Genomic DNA, 16,804 nt, shown 5'->3' with positions numbered 1-16,804 from the left:
GCAGCCGCCGCCGGAGTTGATGAAGACGCCCGCCCACAGCTTCTTGAAGACGCCGTTCGGGAACAGGGCGTCGGCGAGGTTCCAGTACGTGATCGCCGGGGCGATGGCGTCCACCCGGTGGTCGTGACCGGCGGCGAGCAGGGAGATCGCGCCGCCGTAGGAGGCGCCGGCCACACCCACGCGCGGGTCGCCGGGCCGGTCGAGCAGGACCTGGGGCTGCCGGGCCAGCCAGTCGATCAGCTTCGAGACGTCGGCGACCTCGCCCCGGGGGTCGTTGAGCCCGATCCTCCCCGTCGACCTGCCGAAGCCGCGCGCCGACCAGGTCAGCACCGCGTACCCGTCCCGGGCCAGGTCCTCGGCCTGCCGGCGTACGTCGTCCTTGCTGCCGCCGAAGCCGTGCCCCAGCAGGACCGCGGGGTGCCGGCCGGTGCCGCCCGGGGTGAAGTACGAGGTGTCCAGGCGCACCCCGCCGCCCATGCTCATGACCCGGTCGGCGCGGTGCACCGGGGGCGGGTCGTCGGAGGCGACCGCCGTCCAGGTGCCGGCGCCGGCGAGCACGACGACGGAGGCCCCGGCGGCCAGCAGCCGCCGGGGCCTCCGAAGCAGCCCCCGGAATCCGGGCAGTCGAAGATCCATGGATCCACGGTACGGGCCGCCACCGACAACGGGAGCAGCCCCGGGACCGACCCTGGCCACCTCCCGGGGGAGTACGGCCCTGACGCGGCGTACCGCGCCCGTGGTAGCCCGTGGTGGGCCGTGGTAGGAAGCGGCATGGAGATCCGCCGAGCCGGCACCGTCGCCGAACTGGCCGCGGCCGAGCACCTGTTCGACAATCCGGTGCGCCCCGAGTGGGCCGAGCGCTTCCTGACCGCCCCCGGTCACCACCTCTTCCTCGCCTACGAGGACGGCGAGGACGGCGAGGAGAGCGAGTCCGGCGAGGACGGCGAGCACGCCGCGGGCGCACCCGTCGGCTTCGTCAGCGGGGTCGAGACGGTGCACCCGGACAAGGGCACCGAGATGTTCCTGTACGAACTCGGGGTCGCCGAGTCCTTCCGCCGCCGCGGCATCGGGCGGGCGCTCGTGCTGCGGCTCGCCGCTCTCGGCCGCGAGCTCGGCTGTTACGGCATGTGGGTGGGGATCGACGCCGGAAACGACGTCGCCCTTGCCGCCTACCGCAGCGCGGGGGGCAAGGACGACGGGACGTGCTCCGTGGTGACGTGGGATTTCACCTGAGCCGGGACGGGTGCCGGGTCAGGCCCGGGCGTCCTCCGGGATGGAGACCAGCCAGCGGGTGTCGCGGCGCGGGCGCAGGTAGAGCGCCCAGTACAGGGTGGCCACCGCCACGATGCCGCCGGTCCACAGCAGGTAGCTCGTCTCCTGCTGGCTGAGGACGTACGCGAGCACCGCGATGAGCAGGACGGGCATGGCGGGCCACAGCGGCATGCGCCAGGCGGGCGTGTGCTTGTGGGCGCCACGGCGGGCGAGCAGGGCGGCGACCGCGACGAGGAGGTACATGCCGGTCACGGAGACGCCGGTGACGCCGTAGAGCGTGTCGAGGTTGACGAAGCACAGCGCGGCGCCGGGGACGCCGACCGCGAGCGTGGCGACCCACGGGGAGCCGAAGCGGCCCAGCTTGGAGAAGACGTTGTTGACGGGCTCGGGCCAGGCCTTGTCGCGGGCGGAGGCGAACAGCACGCGGGAGTTCTGGATGACCATGACGATGCCGGCGTTGATGATCGCCAGGGCCACGCAGAGGCTGACGAAGGTGCCGACCGCGGAGTTGGACCAGGCGATCACCATCGAGCTGAGGTCGCCACCGGTCAGCTCCTTGATGTCGGAGGCGCCCATGGTGATGGCGACGACCGGCACCAGGATGACCACCGAGGAGATCGCGAGGGTGGCGAGCACGGTGCGGGCGACGTTGCGGCGCGGGTTCTCCAGTTCCTCGGAGAGGTAGACGGCGGTCGAGAAGCCCTGGGTGGCGAAGAGGGCGATGGCGAGCCCGGAGATGACGAGCATGGCCGTCACGGGGTCGGTGTGGCCGGCCGAGTCGGCCACCTTCATGGAGACCAGGCTGCCGATCCCGCGCTGGCTGTGCGCGAAGCCCAGCAGGGCGACCACGCCGGCGGCGATGACCTCCAGGACCAGGAAGATGCCGGTGATCCAGGCGTTGGCGCGCAGGTCCAGCAGGCCCGCGAGGGTGGCCAGCAGCATCACGCCGGCGCCGGTCATCGCCGGGTCGAGGTGGACGATCGGGGCCAGGTAGTCGGCCGTGCCCATCGCGATCACCGGCGGGACGATCATGACGACCAGCAGGGACAGCACGAAGACCAGCCAGCCCGCCAGCCGCCCGGCCATCGTGGAGACCATGGCGTACTCGCCGCCCGCGCTGGGGATCAGGGTGCCCAGCTCGGAGTAGCAGAACGCCACGGCGATACAGAGGAGGGAGCCGATGGCGATCGTCAGGGCGGTCGCGGTGCCGAGCGAGCCGAACAGGTCGGGGACGACCACGAAGAGGGTGGAGGCGGGGGTGACGCACGAGAGGGTGAGCAGGGTGCCGCCGACGACGCCGATGGAACGCTTGAGCGTCTGGGGACTGTCGGACGCCTCTGTGAGGTCGGTGTCGACAGGGCGGAGCGTGTCGGTCATGCGGCGGTTCCGATCGGCTTGAGCGGGTGAGGGTGGGGGACGGGAGCGCTATCGCCTCCGGCGGATCGTCTTCACGTCTGTGTCGTCCGCTCCCGGCGCTGCATGGAACCCCGGCGAAAACCGCTGCGTCAATGGCCGATCACCTTCGGATTCCGCACTTGCGGAACGACAGGTTCGACATCACTTTCCCAGGCTGCGACGTCCTGTTGGCGATACCATCAAGATTGTTTGCGGTGTGACCTTGCTTTTGAAGGCCATTCAGCCACAACTCCTTCACTACCCGTTTCGTCCGGCCTGAACGAGAACCGAAGCGAACGCATCAAAAAAATGTCAACGCGTCCGGTATCCGGACGGCCTGGGGAGGCCCCGGGGCTGTCACAGCACCCCGCTAGAGTCGGCAGCCACAGCCGAATCACAGCAACGGGTGGGGACTCATGAAGCTGAAGCACACCGCGGTGTGGGTGGGGTTCACGGCGGCGACGCTGCTCGCCGCCTCCGCGTGCAGCGCGGAGACGACGAAGAAGGCCGCCGAGGCCGCCGACGACGCGCAGGGCCTGATCAAGGCCGCGCTGACCCGGGCGACGGACCAGACGCAGAACCTCGGCTCGGCGGACGTGCGCATGACCACGGACCTGGGCAACGGCGCCGGTCCGGTCACCATGGACGGCACCTACTCCTGGGGCCACGGTTTCGCCTTCGACGTCGAGATGGACACCAAGGCCGCTCAGATGGGCCAGGTGCACGCCGCCCCGAAGACCCGCATGATCTTCGTGGACGGCGCCTACTACTACGACATCGACCCGCAGCCCTCCGGCCCGCTCAAGGGCAAGGAGTGGATGAAGATCGACGCGTCGGCCGTCCTCGGCGAGAAGGGCGCCCAGGCGCTCGACGGCACCACCGGCGCGGGCAGCCCCGCGGCCTCCATGAAGGGCCTGAAGTACGCGAACAACGTCGACGACCTCGGCGAGCAGACCGTCGACGGGCAGCGGACGCACCACTACAAGGCCGTCATCGACCGGGCGCACATGGGCAAGTTCAAGGAGGCGTACGGCAACCAGGACAACCTCTTCGGCGCCATGACCGGCGGTGCCGACTCCATCACGATGGAGGTCTGGGTCAACGACAAGGACCTGCCGGTGCGCCTGACGGAGCGGTTCGGCAAGGTCACGGTCACCATGGACTTCGAGAAGTTCGGCGCCACGGCGGCCGTCAAGGCTCCGCCCGCCGCGGAGACCGGCGACCTCACCGACGCGGTGAAGGCGCAGCAGCAGCAGAAGCAGCAGGGCTGACCGCACGAAGGTGCCCCGCCCTCCCGGTGGAGGAGCGGGACACCGTCGTCGGGGCCGGTGGGCCGGCTCAGTGGTTGCGCGGGAAGCCCAGGTCCACGCCCGCCGGGGCCTCCGACGGGTCGGGCCAGCGGGTGGTGACGACCTTGCCGCGGGTGTAGAAGTGGGTGCCGTCGTTGCCGTAGATGTGGTGGTCGCCGAAGAGCGAGTCCTTCCAGCCGCCGAAGGAGTGGTAGCCCACCGGCACCGGGATCGGCACGTTGACGCCGACCATGCCGGCCTCGATCTCCAGCTGGAAGCGGCGGGCGGCGCCGCCGTCGCGGGTGAAGATCGCGGTGCCGTTGCCGAACGGCGAGGCGTTGATCAGGGCGACGCCGTCCTCGTAGGTGTCGGCGCGCAGCACGCACAGCACCGGGCCGAAGATCTCGTCCTGGTACGCCTTGGCGCTGGTCGGCACCTTGTCCAGCAGCGACAGGCCGATCCAGTGGCCGTCCTCGTGGCCCTCCACGGTGTAGCCGGTGCCGTCCAGCACCACCTCGCAGCCCTCGTCCGCGGCACCCTTCACATAGGAGGCCACCTTGTCGCGGTGCGCCTTGGTGATGAGCGGGCCCATCTCGGAGGCCGGGTCGTCGCCCGGACCGATCTTGATCTTCTCGGCGCGCTCGCGGATCTTCTCCACGAGCTCGTCGCCGATCGCGCCGACCGCGACGACGGCCGAGATGGCCATGCAGCGCTCGCCCGCCGAGCCGTAGGCGGCGGAGACGGCGGCGTCGGCCGCCGCGTCCAGGTCGGCGTCCGGCAGGACCAGCATGTGGTTCTTGGCGCCGCCGAGGGCCTGTACGCGCTTGCCGTGAGCCGCGGCGGTGGTGTGGATGTAGCGGGCGATCGGGGTGGAGCCGACGAAGGAGACCGCCTTGACGTCCGGGTGCTCCAGGAGGCGGTCGACGGCCACCTTGTCGCCGTGGACGACGTTGAACACGCCGTCCGGCAGGCCCGCCTCGGCCAGCAGTTCGGCGAGCCTGACGGCCGCCGACGGGTCCTTCTCGCTCGGCTTCAGCACGAAGGTGTTGCCGCAGGCGATGGCGATCGGGAACATCCACATCGGCACCATCGCCGGGAAGTTGAACGGCGTGATGCCGGCGACCACGCCCAGCGGCTGCCGGATGGAGGCCACGTCCACCCGCGTGGCGACCTGGGTGGACAGCTCACCCTTGAGCTGCACGGTGATGCCGCACGCCAGGTCGACGATCTCCAGGCCGCGCGCGACCTCGCCGAGCGCGTCGGAGTGCACCTTGCCGTGCTCGGCGGTGATCAGCTCGGCGATCTCGTCACGGTGGGCGTCCAGCAGGGCGCGGAACCTGAACAGGATGGCGGTCCGCTGGGCCAGCGAGGTCTGGCTCCAGGTGGGGAACGCGTCCCTGGCGGCGGCGACCGCCGTGTCCACCTCCTCCACGGAGGCGAACGCGACCTTCGTGGTGACCGCTCCGGTCGCCGGGTCCGTGACCGGCCCGTACGTCCCCGAAGCGCCTTCGGCGGTCTTCCCGCCGATCCAGTGGTTGACGATCTTCGTCATGCCGGGTTACTCCTTCGCAGATGGCGCAGATGGCGGCGTCGGGTCGAGACGTGCCGTTCGTACAGCTCGTGGGCCGTGGCCGCGGGCCCTCGGGTCGCGGTCTCGGCCACGTATCCATCCCACCAGGGGCCGCACCCCCGGCGCGCCCGACAGAGTGTCTGCGGTTGTGGTCGTCGCGTAGACACATGGGGCCGCATGGACACCGTGGGGAGCGTCCGGCGCCCACGGGCGGGTCGGGGGCGGTGGGTCGTGCGGCAAGGGGTGGGAGAAGGGGCGGGTGACCTCCGGCGCGGGGCCGTAGCGGGCGGGGAGTCGGCGCTCGCACTTCGCTCCTGCCAGGGCGAAGCGGCCTCCCGCACCGGAGGCGATCGGTGGCCGGACGGCGCGGGGCCCGGGTGTGTCCACCCAACGCGCCCTGCCTGCCCGGCTCTTGGGACTGCTGGTCCGCTGTGCCGTGATGTATCCGGGTGCACCCGCACCGTACAACCGCCGCCCGCCTCACACGCGCGCCACTCGCGGGAACGGCCGGCGAATGTGTGTGCGCGGCCGTCGCCGGGGCCGCGGCGTGCGGTGTACGGAGCGCGGCCGGTCACCCGTCCCCGCCTCCTGCCCGCACCGCCCCCGCCTCCAGGGCGGCCTCCACCTCGGCCGGGGTGGGCATCGCGGAGGAGCACTCCAGACGGGAGGCGACGATCGCTCCGGCGGCGTTGGCGTACCGCATGATCCGCTCCAGGTCCCAGCCGGCGAGCAGTCCGTGGCACAGCGAGCCGCCGAAGGCGTCGCCGGCGCCGAGCCCGTTGACGACGTCGACCGGGAGCGGCGGCACCTCGGCCGACTCGCCCGCGGCGCTGACGGCGAGGACGCCCTTGGGTCCCTGTTTCACCACGGCCAGTTCCACGCCGGCCTCCAGCAGGGCGCGGGCGGCGGCGTGCGGCTCGCGCAGGCCGGTGGCGACCTCCACCTCGTCGAGGTTGCCGACCGCGACGGTGGTGTGCCGCAGGGCCTCGGCGTAGAAGGGACGGGCGGCCCGCGGGTCGGCCCAGAACATGGGGCGCCAGTCCAGGTCGAAGACGGTGGTGCCGGCCCTGGCCCGGTGGGCGAGCGCCGCCAGGGTCGCCGTGCGGCTGGGCTCCTCGCTCAGGCCGGTGCCGGTGACCCAGAAGACGCTCGCGTCGAAGACGGCGTCGAGGTCGACGTCGTGCGCGTCGATCTCCAGGTCGGGGGCCTTGGGCTGCCGGTAGAAGTACAGCGGGAAGTCGTCCGGCGGGAACACCTCGCAGAAGGTCACCGGCGTGGGCAGTCCGGGCACCGGCGTGACCCAGCGGTCGTCGACGCCGAAGCCGCGCAGCGCCTCGTGCAGATAGGCGCCGAACGGGTCGTCCCCGGTGCGGGTGATCACCGCCGTACGGCGGCCGAGGCGGGCGGCGGCGACGGCCACATTGGTCGCCGAGCCGCCCAGGAACTTGCCGAAGGAGGACACCCGGGCGAGCGGCACACCCGTCTGGAGCGGATAGAGGTCCACGCCGATCCGTCCCATGGTGATCACGTCGTACGCCATCGGCTTCCGCGTCCCTTCGCTCGACTCCCCCGGTTGTAGTGCCGTACCCGGAAGGCTGTCAATAGTTTGTCCGGACATTCGGACGAGTGAAGGGGGAGCCCGAGATCGTCAAGGCGTTCCCCGGCCTCAGGTCTGTCACGAACGCAACTCTCCGGTCACACCTGTCTCAGGTGTACGGGGCCTTGGTCACGCCCGGTCGACAGGCGCTCGCCGCGGGCGCTCCGCGTCGTTCACCGAGCACAGGCTTTGTGATCGCCGACGCGGCGCGGCGCCCGGCTCCCCCGACGGCCCTCCGGCCGCCGCCGTGGCGTGCGCAGGGAGGTGCAGTCATGACCGACCGAAGGCTCTGGTCGTACAAGGACATCGCGGCCCACATCCGGGTGCAGCCGGACACCGTGCGGTCCTACCGCAAGCACGGTCTGCTGCCGCCGCCCGACCATGTGGAGGGCGGCAGGCCCTACTGGTACGCGGACACCGTCCGCGCCTGGGTCGCCTCCCGGCCCGGCAACCGGGGCCGAGGAGCCGGCTGAGACACGGTCCATGCGCCCGACGCTCCCGGCGCCCGTCGGTCCTGGCTCCCGGCGCTCCCGGCGCCCGTCGGTCCCGGCTCCCGGCGCTCCCGGCGCTCCTGGCTCCCGGCGCCCGGCGCCCCCGGTGCCGAGAGGTCGCGGCGCCAGGGGGGCCGTGGCCCTGACCCGCCTCAGCGCCAGGGTTCTATGACCGTGACCCCGGCTCCCGGCGCCGTTCCCATCGCCGCGAGCGCGTCCGGGACGGCTTCCAAAGGGATGGTCGACGTCACCAGCAGATCGGGGCGCAGCACGCCCGCGTCGACCAGGCGCAGCATCTCCGGGTAGGCGTGCGCGGCCATGCCGTGGCTGCCGAGGAGTTCGAGCTCCAGCGCGATCGCCCGGGCCATGGGGACCGGGGTGGTCCCGGTCGCGGAGGGCAGCAGGCCGACCTGGACGTGACGGCCGCGGCGGCGCAGGCCGTTCACCGAGGCGGCGCAGGTGGCGGGCGAACCGAGCGCGTCGAGGGAGAGGTGGGCGCCGCCGCCGGTGACCTCGCGGATCCCTTCCGCGGTGTCCCCGCCGTCGGAGGCGTCGACACACACCGTCGCGCCGAACTCGCGGGCCAGTTCCAGGGCCCGCCACGATATGTCCACCGCCACGACCCGCGCCCCGCAGGCCGCCGCGATCATCACCGCGGACAGGCCCACGCCCCCGCAGCCGTGCACGGCGACCCACTCTCCGGCGGCGAGGCGGCCCTGCTGGACCACCGCGCGGTAGGCCGTGGCGTAACGGCAGCCGAGCGAGGCGGCGGTGGCGAAGGAGAGCCCGTCGGGCACGGCGACGAGGTTCACATCGGCGTGGTCGAGCGCCACGTACTGGGCGAAGGAGCCCCAGTGGGTGAATCCGGGCTGACTCTGGCGTTCGCACACCTGCTGGTCGCCCGCCGCGCAGGAGGGGCAGCTGCCACAGGCGCAGACGAAGGGCGCGGTCACGCGGTCGCCGGGCCGCCAGCGGCTCACCCGGTCACCGACCGCCTCGACGACTCCCGCGAGTTCATGACCCGGCACGTGCGGAAGCGTGATGTCGGGATCGTGGCCCTGCCAGCCGTGCCAGTCGCTGCGGCACAGGCCGGTCGCCTCGACCCGGACCACGACCCCGTGCTCCACGGGCCGCGGATCGGCCACTTCCCGGACCCGGGCCGGCTCCCCGTACCGCTCGAACACCACAGCCCGCATCCGTCGCCTCCCCTTCGTGAGATCACCGCGGTAGATCATCGCCCGGAGATCCCGCCGCCGGCAGCGACGGAGATCACCGTCCGGGGCGAAACGCTACCCGGTGAGCCGCGCCGCTCCTTTGGGTTCATACCCCCTAGGGGTATAGTCTGAAGAGAAGAGGGTCCTCCTGGGCCCCGCAGACCCCACATGCCCGACGCATGTCATGCGCGGGCGCACCCGACGAGGAGAGCGACATGACCGCCCAGACCGAGACTCCGGACACCGTCACCACCGTCTACAAGGTGAGCGGGATGAGCTGCGGCCACTGCGAGGGCTCCGTCTCCACCGAGATCTCCGGGCTCCCCGGCGTCAGCTCCGTCAAGGCCGTCGCCTCGACCGGCGACGTCACCGTGACCTCCACCGCCCCGCTGGACGAGGCGGCGGTGCGGGCCGCCGTGGACGAGGCGGGCTTCGAGCTCGTCGGCCGCGCCTGACCCGGGCGTCCGGGACACCACGTATCTCTCGACACCGGCCGCATCGACCAGCTGATACTGGCTCTGTGCGGTCCGGTCCGTTCTCTGGAGTACGGACATGACCAGCGTCACCAGCACCACCACCGGCAGCACGACCACCGGGACCACCACCACCGGTAGCGGCACCACCGCGGGCAGCGGCACGGCGGGATCGACGGCATCCACGAGGACCGGCGGACAGACCGGTGGACAGACCCATGGACAGTCCGGCGCGTCGGACGCCCCGCTGTCCCAGGTGGAGCTGCTCATCGGCGGGATGACCTGCGCCTCCTGCGCCGCCCGCGTGGAGAAGAAGCTCAACCGGATGGACGGGGTCACCGCGACGGTGAACTTCGCCACGGAGAAGGCCCGGGTCACCTACCCCCGGGGGGTACAGGTCTCCGATCTGATCACCACCGTCGTGAAGACCGGGTACACCGCCGAGGAGCCACCGCCGCCGGACCCGGAACCCGCCCCGCGGGAAGCGGAGCGGGCCGCCGCCCCGGATCCCGAGACGACCGCCCTGCGGCAGCGGCTGGTCGTCTCGGCGCTGCTCGCCGTGCCGGTGATCCTGCTGTCCATGGTCCCGCCGTTGCAGTTCGACAACTGGCAGTGGCTGGCGCTGACGCTCGCCGCGCCGGTCGTGGTCTGGGGCGGGCTGCCCTTCCACCGGGCGGCCCTCACCAACGCCCGGCACGGCGCCGCCACCATGGACACGCTGGTCTCGGTCGGCACGCTGGCCGCGTTCGGCTGGTCGCTGTGGGCGCTGTTCCTCGGCGACGCGGGCATGCCCGGCATGCACGACGAGTTCCGTCTCACCGTCTCCCGGATGGACGCGGCCTCCACGATCTACCTCGAGGTCGCCTCCGGAGTCGTGGCGTTCATTCTCCTCGGCCGCTATCTGGAGGCGCGCTCCAAGCGGCGGGCGGGTGCCGCGCTGCGGGCTCTGCTGGAGCTGGGCGCGAAGGACGTGGCCGTGCTCCGGGACGGCCGGGAGATCCGGGTCCCGGTGTCCGAGCTGGCCGTCGGTGACCGGTTCGTCGTCCGGCCCGGTGAGAAGATCGCCACCGACGGCACGGTCGTCGAGGGCGCCTCGGCGGTCGACGCCTCGATGCTGACCGGCGAGTCCGTGCCGGTGGACGTGGCACCCGGCAGCGCGGTCACCGGCGCCACCGTCAACGCCGGCGGCCGGCTGGTCGTCGAGGCCACCCGGATCGGCGCCGACACCCAGCTCGCGCGGATGGCGAAGCTGGTCGAGGACGCGCAGAACGGCAAGGCGCAGGTGCAGCGGCTGGCCGACCGGATCTCGGCGGTGTTCGTGCCGATCGTCCTCCTCATCGCCGTCGGCACCCTGCTGACCTGGCTGTTCACCACCGGCGACGTCACGGCCTCGTTCACCGCCGCCGTCGCGGTGCTGATCATCGCCTGCCCCTGCGCCCTGGGCCTGGCCACGCCGACCGCGCTGATGGTCGGCACGGGCCGCGGCGCCCAGCTCGGCATCCTGATCAAGGGTCCCGAGGTGCTGGAGTCCACCCGCCGCGTCGACACGATCGTGCTGGACAAGACCGGAACGGTCACCACCGGCCGGATGACCCTCCAGGAGGTCCACGCCGGGCAGGACACCGACGAGAAGGAGCTGCTGCGGCTCGCGGGCGCCCTGGAGCACGCCTCCGAGCACCCGGTCGCCCGGGCGATCGCGGCCGGCGCCGAGGAGCGCTTCGGCCCGCTGCCCCCCGTCGAGCGGTTCGAGAACATTCCCGGGCGGGGCGTGCGCGGGCATGTGGACGGCCATGACGTCGTGGTGGGGCGGCTGATCGAGGAACTCGGGGAGCTGCCCGACGAGGTGGCCCGGGCCCGCGGCGAGGCCGAGGCGGAGGGCCGTACGGCCGTCGTGGTCGGCTGGGACGGCGCGGCACGCGGTGTCGTGGCCGTGGCGGACACGGTGAAGGAGACCAGCGCCGATGCCGTACGGCAGCTGCGCGCGCTGGGGCTGCGGCCGGTGCTGCTGACCGGTGACAACCGCGCGGTCGCCGAGTCGGTGGCGCGGACGGTCGGGATCGACCCCGGCGACGTGGTCGCCGAAGTGCTGCCCGAGGACAAGGTCGCGGCGGTCGAGCGGCTGCGGGCCGAGGGACGGACCGTGGCCATGGTCGGGGACGGCGTCAACGACGCCGCCGCGCTGGCCACCGCCGACCTGGGCCTGGCGATGGGCACCGGCACGGACGCCGCCATCGAGGCGGGCGATCTGACGCTGGTGCGCGGGGACCTGCGGGTGGCCGCGGACGCCATCCGGCTCTCGCGGCGGACGCTGGCCACGATCAAGGGGAACCTGGTGTGGGCCTTCGGCTACAACGTGGCCGCGCTGCCGCTGGCCGCCACCGGGCTGCTCAACCCGATGATCGCGGGGGCGGCGATGGCGTTCTCCTCGGTGTTCGTGGTGACGAACAGTCTGCGGCTGCGGACGTTCCGTTGAGCCGGAAGCGTTCGGGACCGACGGAGAAGTGCTCGGGACTGAAGTAAGAGTCCCTCTAGAGTCCGACGCACTCCTCACATAAGCTCTTCACAAGGCTCGCGCATCATCCTTACGCTTGGGTCTCGATCGCCATACCAGGCCTCTTGCGCACCTATGGGGACATACGCAAGAGACACAGATCACAGTGATGCGAACGTAACCATCGAAGGGGTTTCGAAGGTCTAAGTTGGCGATGTCAGGAAGGCGTCTTGGGGGGCGCCGACTGACATCTGGGGATGTCTTGGGGGACTTCCTCAGAGATGCGTTGCCGGGGCACGTACACCGGGAAGCTTTGAGCGGCCCTCCCGGGCGTGCGCTGTCCCGGCAGATCGCACGCCCGTGCGGCCGTGTACGCGGCCGTACGGCAGTGCTAGGGGGACGGCGAGTTCTGCTCGCCGGGCTCACAGCGGTTCAGGCGCTGGTTCTCACAGACGCCCGGCCGGATCCCGTGGGGGGAATCCGCACCGGGACACGGGAAGGCGCCCTGGCCGCCGGCCCGTGGGGGGACCGGCGCACCGGGGCGCCTTCCGCTTTTTGTTCTGTGGCTCATTCGCCTCCGGGGCGCCACCGCAGTCGCGCCCGTTCCGCTTACTCGCCGCTCTGGGCGACAGACCTCAGCCCGTCGAGATCCGCGGTTCCGCTCAAGCGGGAGAAAAGCATCCACAGCCACCAAGGAGCACCGCCCCAGCGGTGCCCCTCACCGGCAGGTGTCAGCGCTCCTCGACCGGGACGAAGTCCCGCTCCACCACACCCGTGGCCGTGCTGACCCGGGGGACACCCCCCGGACCCCCGGCCACCCGAAGCCACCGGCCACACCCAGGAAACCGGCCACGCCACCGAAGCCGAGGACAGACAACAGCCACCAAGGAGCACCGCCCCAGCGGTGCCCCTCACCGGCAGGTGTCAGCGCTCCTCGACCGGGACGAAGTCCCGCTCCACCACACCCGTGGCCGTGCTGACCCGGGGGACACCCCCCGGACCCCGGCCACCCGAAGCCACCGGCCACACCCAGGAAACCGGCCACGCCACCGAAGCCGAGGACAGACAACAGCCACCAAGGAGCACCGCCCCAGCGGTGCCCCTCACCGACAGGTGTCAGCGCTCCTCGACCGGGACGAAGTCCCGCTCCACCACACCCGTGTAGATCTGGCGCGGGCGGCCGATGCGGGAGCCCGGCTCCTTGATCATCTCGTGCCACTGGGCGATCCAGCCCGGCAGGCGGCCCAGGGCGAACAGGACCGTGAACATCTCGGTCGGGAAGCCCATGGCCCGGTAGATCAGGCCGGTGTAGAAGTCGACGTTCGGGTAGAGCTTGCGCTCGACGAAGTAGTCGTCGGAGAGGGCGTGCTCCTCCAGCTTCAGGGCGATGTCGAGGAGCTCGTCCTCCTTGCCCAGGGCCGAGAGCACGTCGTGCGCGGCGGCCTTGATGATCTTGGCACGCGGGTCGAAGTTCTTGTAGACCCGGTGGCCGAAGCCCATCAGACGGACGCCGTCCTCCTTGTTCTTCACCTTGCGGATGAAGGTGTCGACGTCGGAGCCGGAGTCGCGGATGCCCTCCAGCATCTCCAGGACGGACTGGTTGGCGCCGCCGTGCAGCGGGCCCCACAGGGCGTTGATGCCGGCCGAGATGGACGCGAACATGTTCGCCTGCGAGGAACCGACCAGGCGGACCGTGGAGGTCGAGCAGTTCTGCTCGTGGTCGGCGTGCAGGATCAGCAGCTTGTCCAGCGCGGCGACGACGACCGGGTCCAGCTCGAACTCCTGGGCGGGCACCGAGAAGGTCATGCGCAGGAAGTTCTCGACGTAGCCGAGGTCGTTACGCGGGTAGACGAACGGGTGGCCGATCGACTTCTTGTACGCGTAGGCCGCGATCGTCGGAAGCTTGGCGAGCAGCCGGATGGTGGAGAGGTTGCGCTGCGTCTCGTCGAACGGGTTGTGGCTGTCCTGGTAGAAGGTGGACAGCGCGGAGACGACCGACGACAGCATCGCCATCGGGTGGGCGTCGCGCGGGAAGCCCTTGTAGAAGTTCTTGACGTCCTCGTGCAGCAGGGTGTGCCGCGTGATGTCGTTCTTGAAGGAGCTGAGCTCGTCGACGGTCGGCAGCTCACCGTTGATCAGCAGGTAGGCCACCTCCAGGAAGGTGGAGCGCTCGGCCAGCTGCTCGATCGGGTAGCCGCGGTACCGGAGAATGCCCTGCTCGCCGTCGAGGTAGGTGATGGCGGATTTATAGGCCGCGGTGTTGCCGTAGCCGCTGTCGAGTGTCACCAGACCGGTCTGGGCGCGGAGCTTCCCGATGTCGAAGCCCTTGTCGCCGACGGTGCTGTCGACCACCGGGTAGGTGTACTCGCCGCCGTCGTACCGCAGTACTACAGAGTTGTCGCTCACGTCTTCCCTCACCGACGTAGTGCCTCATCTTCGAGGTGCCCTGACTGTCTCTACCATCCCCCATTTGGCTCAGGAGAGTGCACTCGGGGTCGACCATTGGGCCTATTGGCGGCACTCAGTGCCGTCAACCTGCTCATCCTGCCCCCTCGATGCGGTGACGGGAAGTGCTCTGTGACCTTTGCGACTCGTTTGATCGATCATTTTTGCCGCGTCCGGGCCGCCGTCCTGGCCGACGCCCGGGCCGGCCCCCGGACGGTCGGGGCTCTTCGGGCCGGTCAGGGCCTGGTCAGGGCCTGGTCAGAGCCTGGTCAGAGCCGGTCAGGAGCCCGCGAGCCGGAAGTCCAGGGCCGTACAGCGCCGGCCCGCCGAGACCGTGCGCACCGCCTGGCCGATCGCCTTGCGCGAACCGACGAGGACGACCAGCTTCTTGGCCCGTGTCACCGCCGTGTACAGCAGGTTCCGCTGAAGCATCATCCAGGCGCCGGTGGTGACCGGGATCACCACGGCGGGATATTCACTTCCCTGTGAACGGTGGATGGTGACCGCGTACGCGTGCGCCAGTTCGTCCAGTTCGTCGAATTCGTACGGAACCTCCTCGTCCTCGTCCGTCAGTACCGTCAGGCGCTGGTCGACCGGGTCGAGCGAGGTGACCACGCCCACGGTGCCGTTGAAGACACCGTTCTTCCCTTTCTCGTAATTGTTGCGGATCTGGGTGACCTTGTCGCCGACGCGGAAAACCCTCCCACCGAACCGTTTTTCGGGCAGATCGGGCCGACCGGGGGTGATGGCCTGCTGGAGCAGGCCGTTGAGCGTGCCGGCGCCGGCCGGGCCGCGGTGCATGGGCGCCAGCACCTGCACGTCCCGGCGCGGGTCGAGCCCGAACCGGGACGGGATCCGGCGGGCCGCCACGTCCACGGTGAGCCGGCCGGCCTCCTCGGTGTCGTCCTCGACGAAGAGGAAGAAGTCCTTCATGCCGTCGGTGACCGGGTGCTGCCCGGAGTTGATCCGGTGCGCGTTGGTCACCACGCCCGACTGCTGGGCCTGGCGGAACACCCGCGTCAGACGCACGGCGGGGACGGGACCGCCGTCGGCCAGCAGGTCCCTGAGGACCTCGCCGGCGCCGACGCTGGGCAGCTGGTCCACATCCCCGACGAAGAGCAGATGGGCCCCCGGGGGCACCGCCTTGACCAGCTTGTTGGCCAGCAGCAGGTCCAGCATGGAGGCCTCGTCGACGACCACCAGGTCGGCATCCAGCGGGCGGTCCCGGTCGTAGGCCGCGTCCCCGCCGGGCTTGAGCTCCAGCAGACGGTGGACGGTGGAGGCCTCCGCGCCCGTGAGCTCGGACAGGCGCTTGGCGGCGCGCCCGGTGGGCGCGGCCAGCACGACCTTCGCCTTCTTCGCCCGGGCCAGCTCCACGACGGAGCGCACGGTGAAGGACTTGCCGCAGCCGGGGCCGCCGGTGAGCACGGCCACCTTCTCGGTCAGCGCCAGCTTCACGGCCGCCTCCTGCTCGGGGGCGAGGTCCGCCCCCGTACGCCCCCTGAGCCAGCCCAGGGCCTTGTCCCAGGCGACGCCCCGGAAGGCGGGCATCCGGTCGGCGTCCGTGCGCAGCAGGCGCAGCAGCTGGGCGGACAGGGAGAGTTCGGCGCGGTGGAAGGGGACCAGGTAGACGGCGGTGACCGGGTCGCCGCCGTCGGGGCCGGGCACCTTCTCGCGCACGACACCGGGCTCCTCGCCGTCCTCGCCCGGCTCCGCCAGTTCGGCCAGGCACTCGATGACCAGGCCTGTGTCCACCTGGAGCAGCTTGACGGCGTCCGCGATCAGACGCTCCTCCGGCAGGAAGCAGTGCCCCTGGTCGGCGGACTGCGAGAGCGCGTACTGAAGGCCGGCCTTGACGCGCTCCGGGCTGTCGTGCGGGATGCCGACGGATTGGGCGATCCGGTCGGCGGTGAGGAAGCCGATGCCCCAGACGTCGGCGGCCAGCCGGTAGGGCTGGTTCTTCACCACGGAGATGGAGGCGTCGCCGTACTTCTTGTAGATGCGCACCGCGATCGACGTGGAGACCTCGACGGTCTGGAGGAAGAGCATGACCTCCTTGATCGCCTTCTGCTCCTCCCAGGCGTCGGCGATCTTCTTCGTCCGCTTGGGGCCGAGGCCGGGGACTTCGACGAGCCGCCCCGGCTCCTCCTCGATGATCTTCAGGGTGTCCAGGCCGAAGTGCTGGGTGATGCGGTCGGCGAAGACCGGGCCGATGCCCTTGACCAGGCCCGAGCCGAGGTAGCGGCGGATGCCCTGGACGGTGGCCGGCAGGACCGTCGTGTAGTTCTCGACCAGGAACTGCTTGCCGTACTGCGGGTGCGAGCCCCAGCGGCCCTCCATGCGCAGGGACTCGCCGACCTGGGCGCCGAGCAGCGCGCCGACCACCGTGAGCAGGTCGCCGCCGCGGCCGGTGTCGACCCGGGCGACCGTGTAGCCGTTGTCCTCGTTGACGTACGTGACGCGCTCCAGCACGGCTTCGAGCACGGCCGTCCGCCGCTCCCCCGCCCCCGCCGCCCGGGCACCGGCTGCCTGATTGGACATGATCCGACGTTACCGCCCGGGTACGA

At 71.1% G+C, this 16,804-nt stretch carries 12 protein-coding genes and 1 pseudogene; 5 read left to right on the top strand and 8 right to left on the bottom strand.

The genetic code is table 11. The features are described from left to right. Nucleotides 1–636: CocE/NonD family hydrolase (locus ABZ484_RS27280; RefSeq protein ID WP_358868569.1), on the bottom strand; the 636-nt coding region annotated here is incomplete at its 3' end. Between the two features lie 135 nt (nt 637–771). On the opposite strand from ABZ484_RS27280, the gene ABZ484_RS27275 reads away from it, so the two are divergent. Next, nucleotides 772–1,233, top strand: coding sequence for a GNAT family N-acetyltransferase (locus tag ABZ484_RS27275; RefSeq protein ID WP_358868568.1), 462 nt, complete (start codon nt 772–774; stop codon nt 1,231–1,233). A gap of 18 nt (nt 1,234–1,251) precedes the next feature. Here ABZ484_RS27275 and ABZ484_RS27270 read toward each other — a convergent pair whose 3' ends face one another. Beyond that, complete coding sequence (locus ABZ484_RS27270) at nt 1,252–2,649, bottom strand: APC family permease (RefSeq protein ID WP_358868567.1); 1,398 nt, start codon at nt 2,647–2,649, stop codon at nt 1,252–1,254. A gap of 434 nt (nt 2,650–3,083) precedes the next feature. Here ABZ484_RS27270 and ABZ484_RS27265 point away from each other — a divergent pair, with 434 nt between their 5' ends. Next, complete coding sequence (locus ABZ484_RS27265) at nt 3,084–3,938, top strand: hypothetical protein (protein ID WP_358868566.1); 855 nt, start codon at nt 3,084–3,086, stop codon at nt 3,936–3,938. Nucleotides 3,939–4,005: 67 nt separating this feature from the next. Here the strand turns inward: ABZ484_RS27265 and mmsA are convergent, their stop codons facing one another. The 3 genes and pseudogenes from mmsA to iolC all read right to left on the bottom strand — a co-directional run bounded on the left by mmsA (nt 4,006) and on the right by iolC (nt 7,066). After that, nucleotides 4,006–5,508, bottom strand: coding sequence for a CoA-acylating methylmalonate-semialdehyde dehydrogenase (mmsA, locus tag ABZ484_RS27260; RefSeq protein ID WP_358868565.1), 1,503 nt, complete (start codon nt 5,506–5,508; stop codon nt 4,006–4,008). 279 nt (nt 5,509–5,787) lie between these two features. Beyond that, nucleotides 5,788–5,877 (bottom strand): annotated as a pseudogene (locus tag ABZ484_RS27255) (5-deoxy-glucuronate isomerase); the annotation flags it as partial. Between the two features lie 220 nt (nt 5,878–6,097). Beyond that, nucleotides 6,098–7,066 carry a 5-dehydro-2-deoxygluconokinase gene (gene iolC / locus ABZ484_RS27250; protein ID WP_358868564.1) on the bottom strand — a complete coding sequence of 323 codons (969 nt, stop codon included), beginning with the start codon at nt 7,064–7,066 and terminating at the stop codon, nt 6,098–6,100. 329 nt (nt 7,067–7,395) lie between these two features. Between iolC and ABZ484_RS27245 the strand changes: the two genes are divergently transcribed. Continuing rightward, entirely contained in the window at nt 7,396–7,596 is a 201-nt protein-coding gene (locus ABZ484_RS27245) for a MerR family transcriptional regulator (RefSeq protein WP_189905428.1), read from the top strand. A 170-nt stretch (nt 7,597–7,766) separates the two neighbouring features. Here the strand turns inward: ABZ484_RS27245 and ABZ484_RS27240 are convergent, their stop codons facing one another. Next, on the bottom strand, nt 7,767–8,810 hold the full coding sequence (locus ABZ484_RS27240) for a zinc-dependent alcohol dehydrogenase family protein (RefSeq protein WP_358868563.1): 1,044 nt from the start codon (nt 8,808–8,810) through the stop codon (nt 7,767–7,769). A gap of 233 nt (nt 8,811–9,043) precedes the next feature. Here ABZ484_RS27240 and ABZ484_RS27235 point away from each other — a divergent pair, with 233 nt between their 5' ends. Together ABZ484_RS27235 and ABZ484_RS27230 are read left to right on the top strand one after the other, a co-directional pair. After that, the gene (locus ABZ484_RS27235) at nt 9,044–9,283 is read left to right on the top strand and encodes a heavy-metal-associated domain-containing protein (RefSeq protein ID WP_358868562.1); all 240 of its coding nucleotides are present in this window, start codon (nt 9,044–9,046) and stop codon (nt 9,281–9,283) included. Between the two features lie 97 nt (nt 9,284–9,380). Beyond that, a complete protein-coding gene (locus ABZ484_RS27230) occupies nt 9,381–11,774 on the top strand; it encodes a heavy metal translocating P-type ATPase (RefSeq protein WP_358868561.1) in 2,394 nt (797 codons plus the stop codon). 1,134 nt (nt 11,775–12,908) lie between these two features. Here the strand turns inward: ABZ484_RS27230 and ABZ484_RS27225 are convergent. Beyond that, nucleotides 12,909–14,198: a citrate synthase gene (locus ABZ484_RS27225; RefSeq protein ID WP_358868560.1), complete on the bottom strand. Its 1,290-nt coding sequence runs from the start codon at nt 14,196–14,198 to the stop codon at nt 12,909–12,911. Nucleotides 14,199–14,516: 318 nt separating this feature from the next. Continuing rightward, nucleotides 14,517–16,778 (bottom strand): ATP-dependent RecD-like DNA helicase, encoded by a 2,262-nt coding sequence (locus ABZ484_RS27220; protein ID WP_358868559.1) that lies wholly within the window; start codon nt 16,776–16,778, stop codon nt 14,517–14,519. Between the last annotated feature and the right edge of the window lie 26 nt (nt 16,779–16,804).

This window comes from Streptomyces sp. NPDC006393, assembly GCF_040628575.1.
Taxonomy (GTDB): Bacteria; Actinomycetota; Actinomycetes; order Streptomycetales; family Streptomycetaceae; genus Streptomyces.
Note: the sequence above shows the minus strand (reverse complement) of the source record. Positions and strands in the feature narration are given on the sequence as shown.

Excerpts from the sequence above, each read along its gene's own strand:
- ABZ484_RS27275 (WP_358868568.1), top strand. The coding sequence starts at position 772 with ATGGAGATCCGCCGAGCCGGCACCGTCGCCGAACTGGCCGCGGCCGAG.
- ABZ484_RS27235 (WP_358868562.1), top strand. The coding sequence starts at position 9,044 with ATGACCGCCCAGACCGAGACTCCGGACACCGTCACCACCGTCTACAAG.
- ABZ484_RS27245 (WP_189905428.1), top strand. The coding sequence starts at position 7,396 with ATGACCGACCGAAGGCTCTGGTCGTACAAGGACATCGCGGCCCACATC.
- ABZ484_RS27265 (WP_358868566.1), top strand. The coding sequence starts at position 3,084 with ATGAAGCTGAAGCACACCGCGGTGTGGGTGGGGTTCACGGCGGCGACG.
- ABZ484_RS27220 (WP_358868559.1), bottom strand. The coding sequence starts at position 16,778 with ATGTCCAATCAGGCAGCCGGTGCCCGGGCGGCGGGGGCGGGGGAGCGG.
- ABZ484_RS27240 (WP_358868563.1), bottom strand. The coding sequence starts at position 8,810 with ATGCGGGCTGTGGTGTTCGAGCGGTACGGGGAGCCGGCCCGGGTCCGG.
- mmsA (WP_358868565.1), bottom strand. The coding sequence starts at position 5,508 with ATGACGAAGATCGTCAACCACTGGATCGGCGGGAAGACCGCCGAAGGC.
- ABZ484_RS27230 (WP_358868561.1), top strand. The coding sequence starts at position 9,381 with ATGACCAGCGTCACCAGCACCACCACCGGCAGCACGACCACCGGGACC.
- iolC (WP_358868564.1), bottom strand. The coding sequence starts at position 7,066 with ATGGCGTACGACGTGATCACCATGGGACGGATCGGCGTGGACCTCTAT.
- ABZ484_RS27270 (WP_358868567.1), bottom strand. The coding sequence starts at position 2,649 with ATGACCGACACGCTCCGCCCTGTCGACACCGACCTCACAGAGGCGTCC.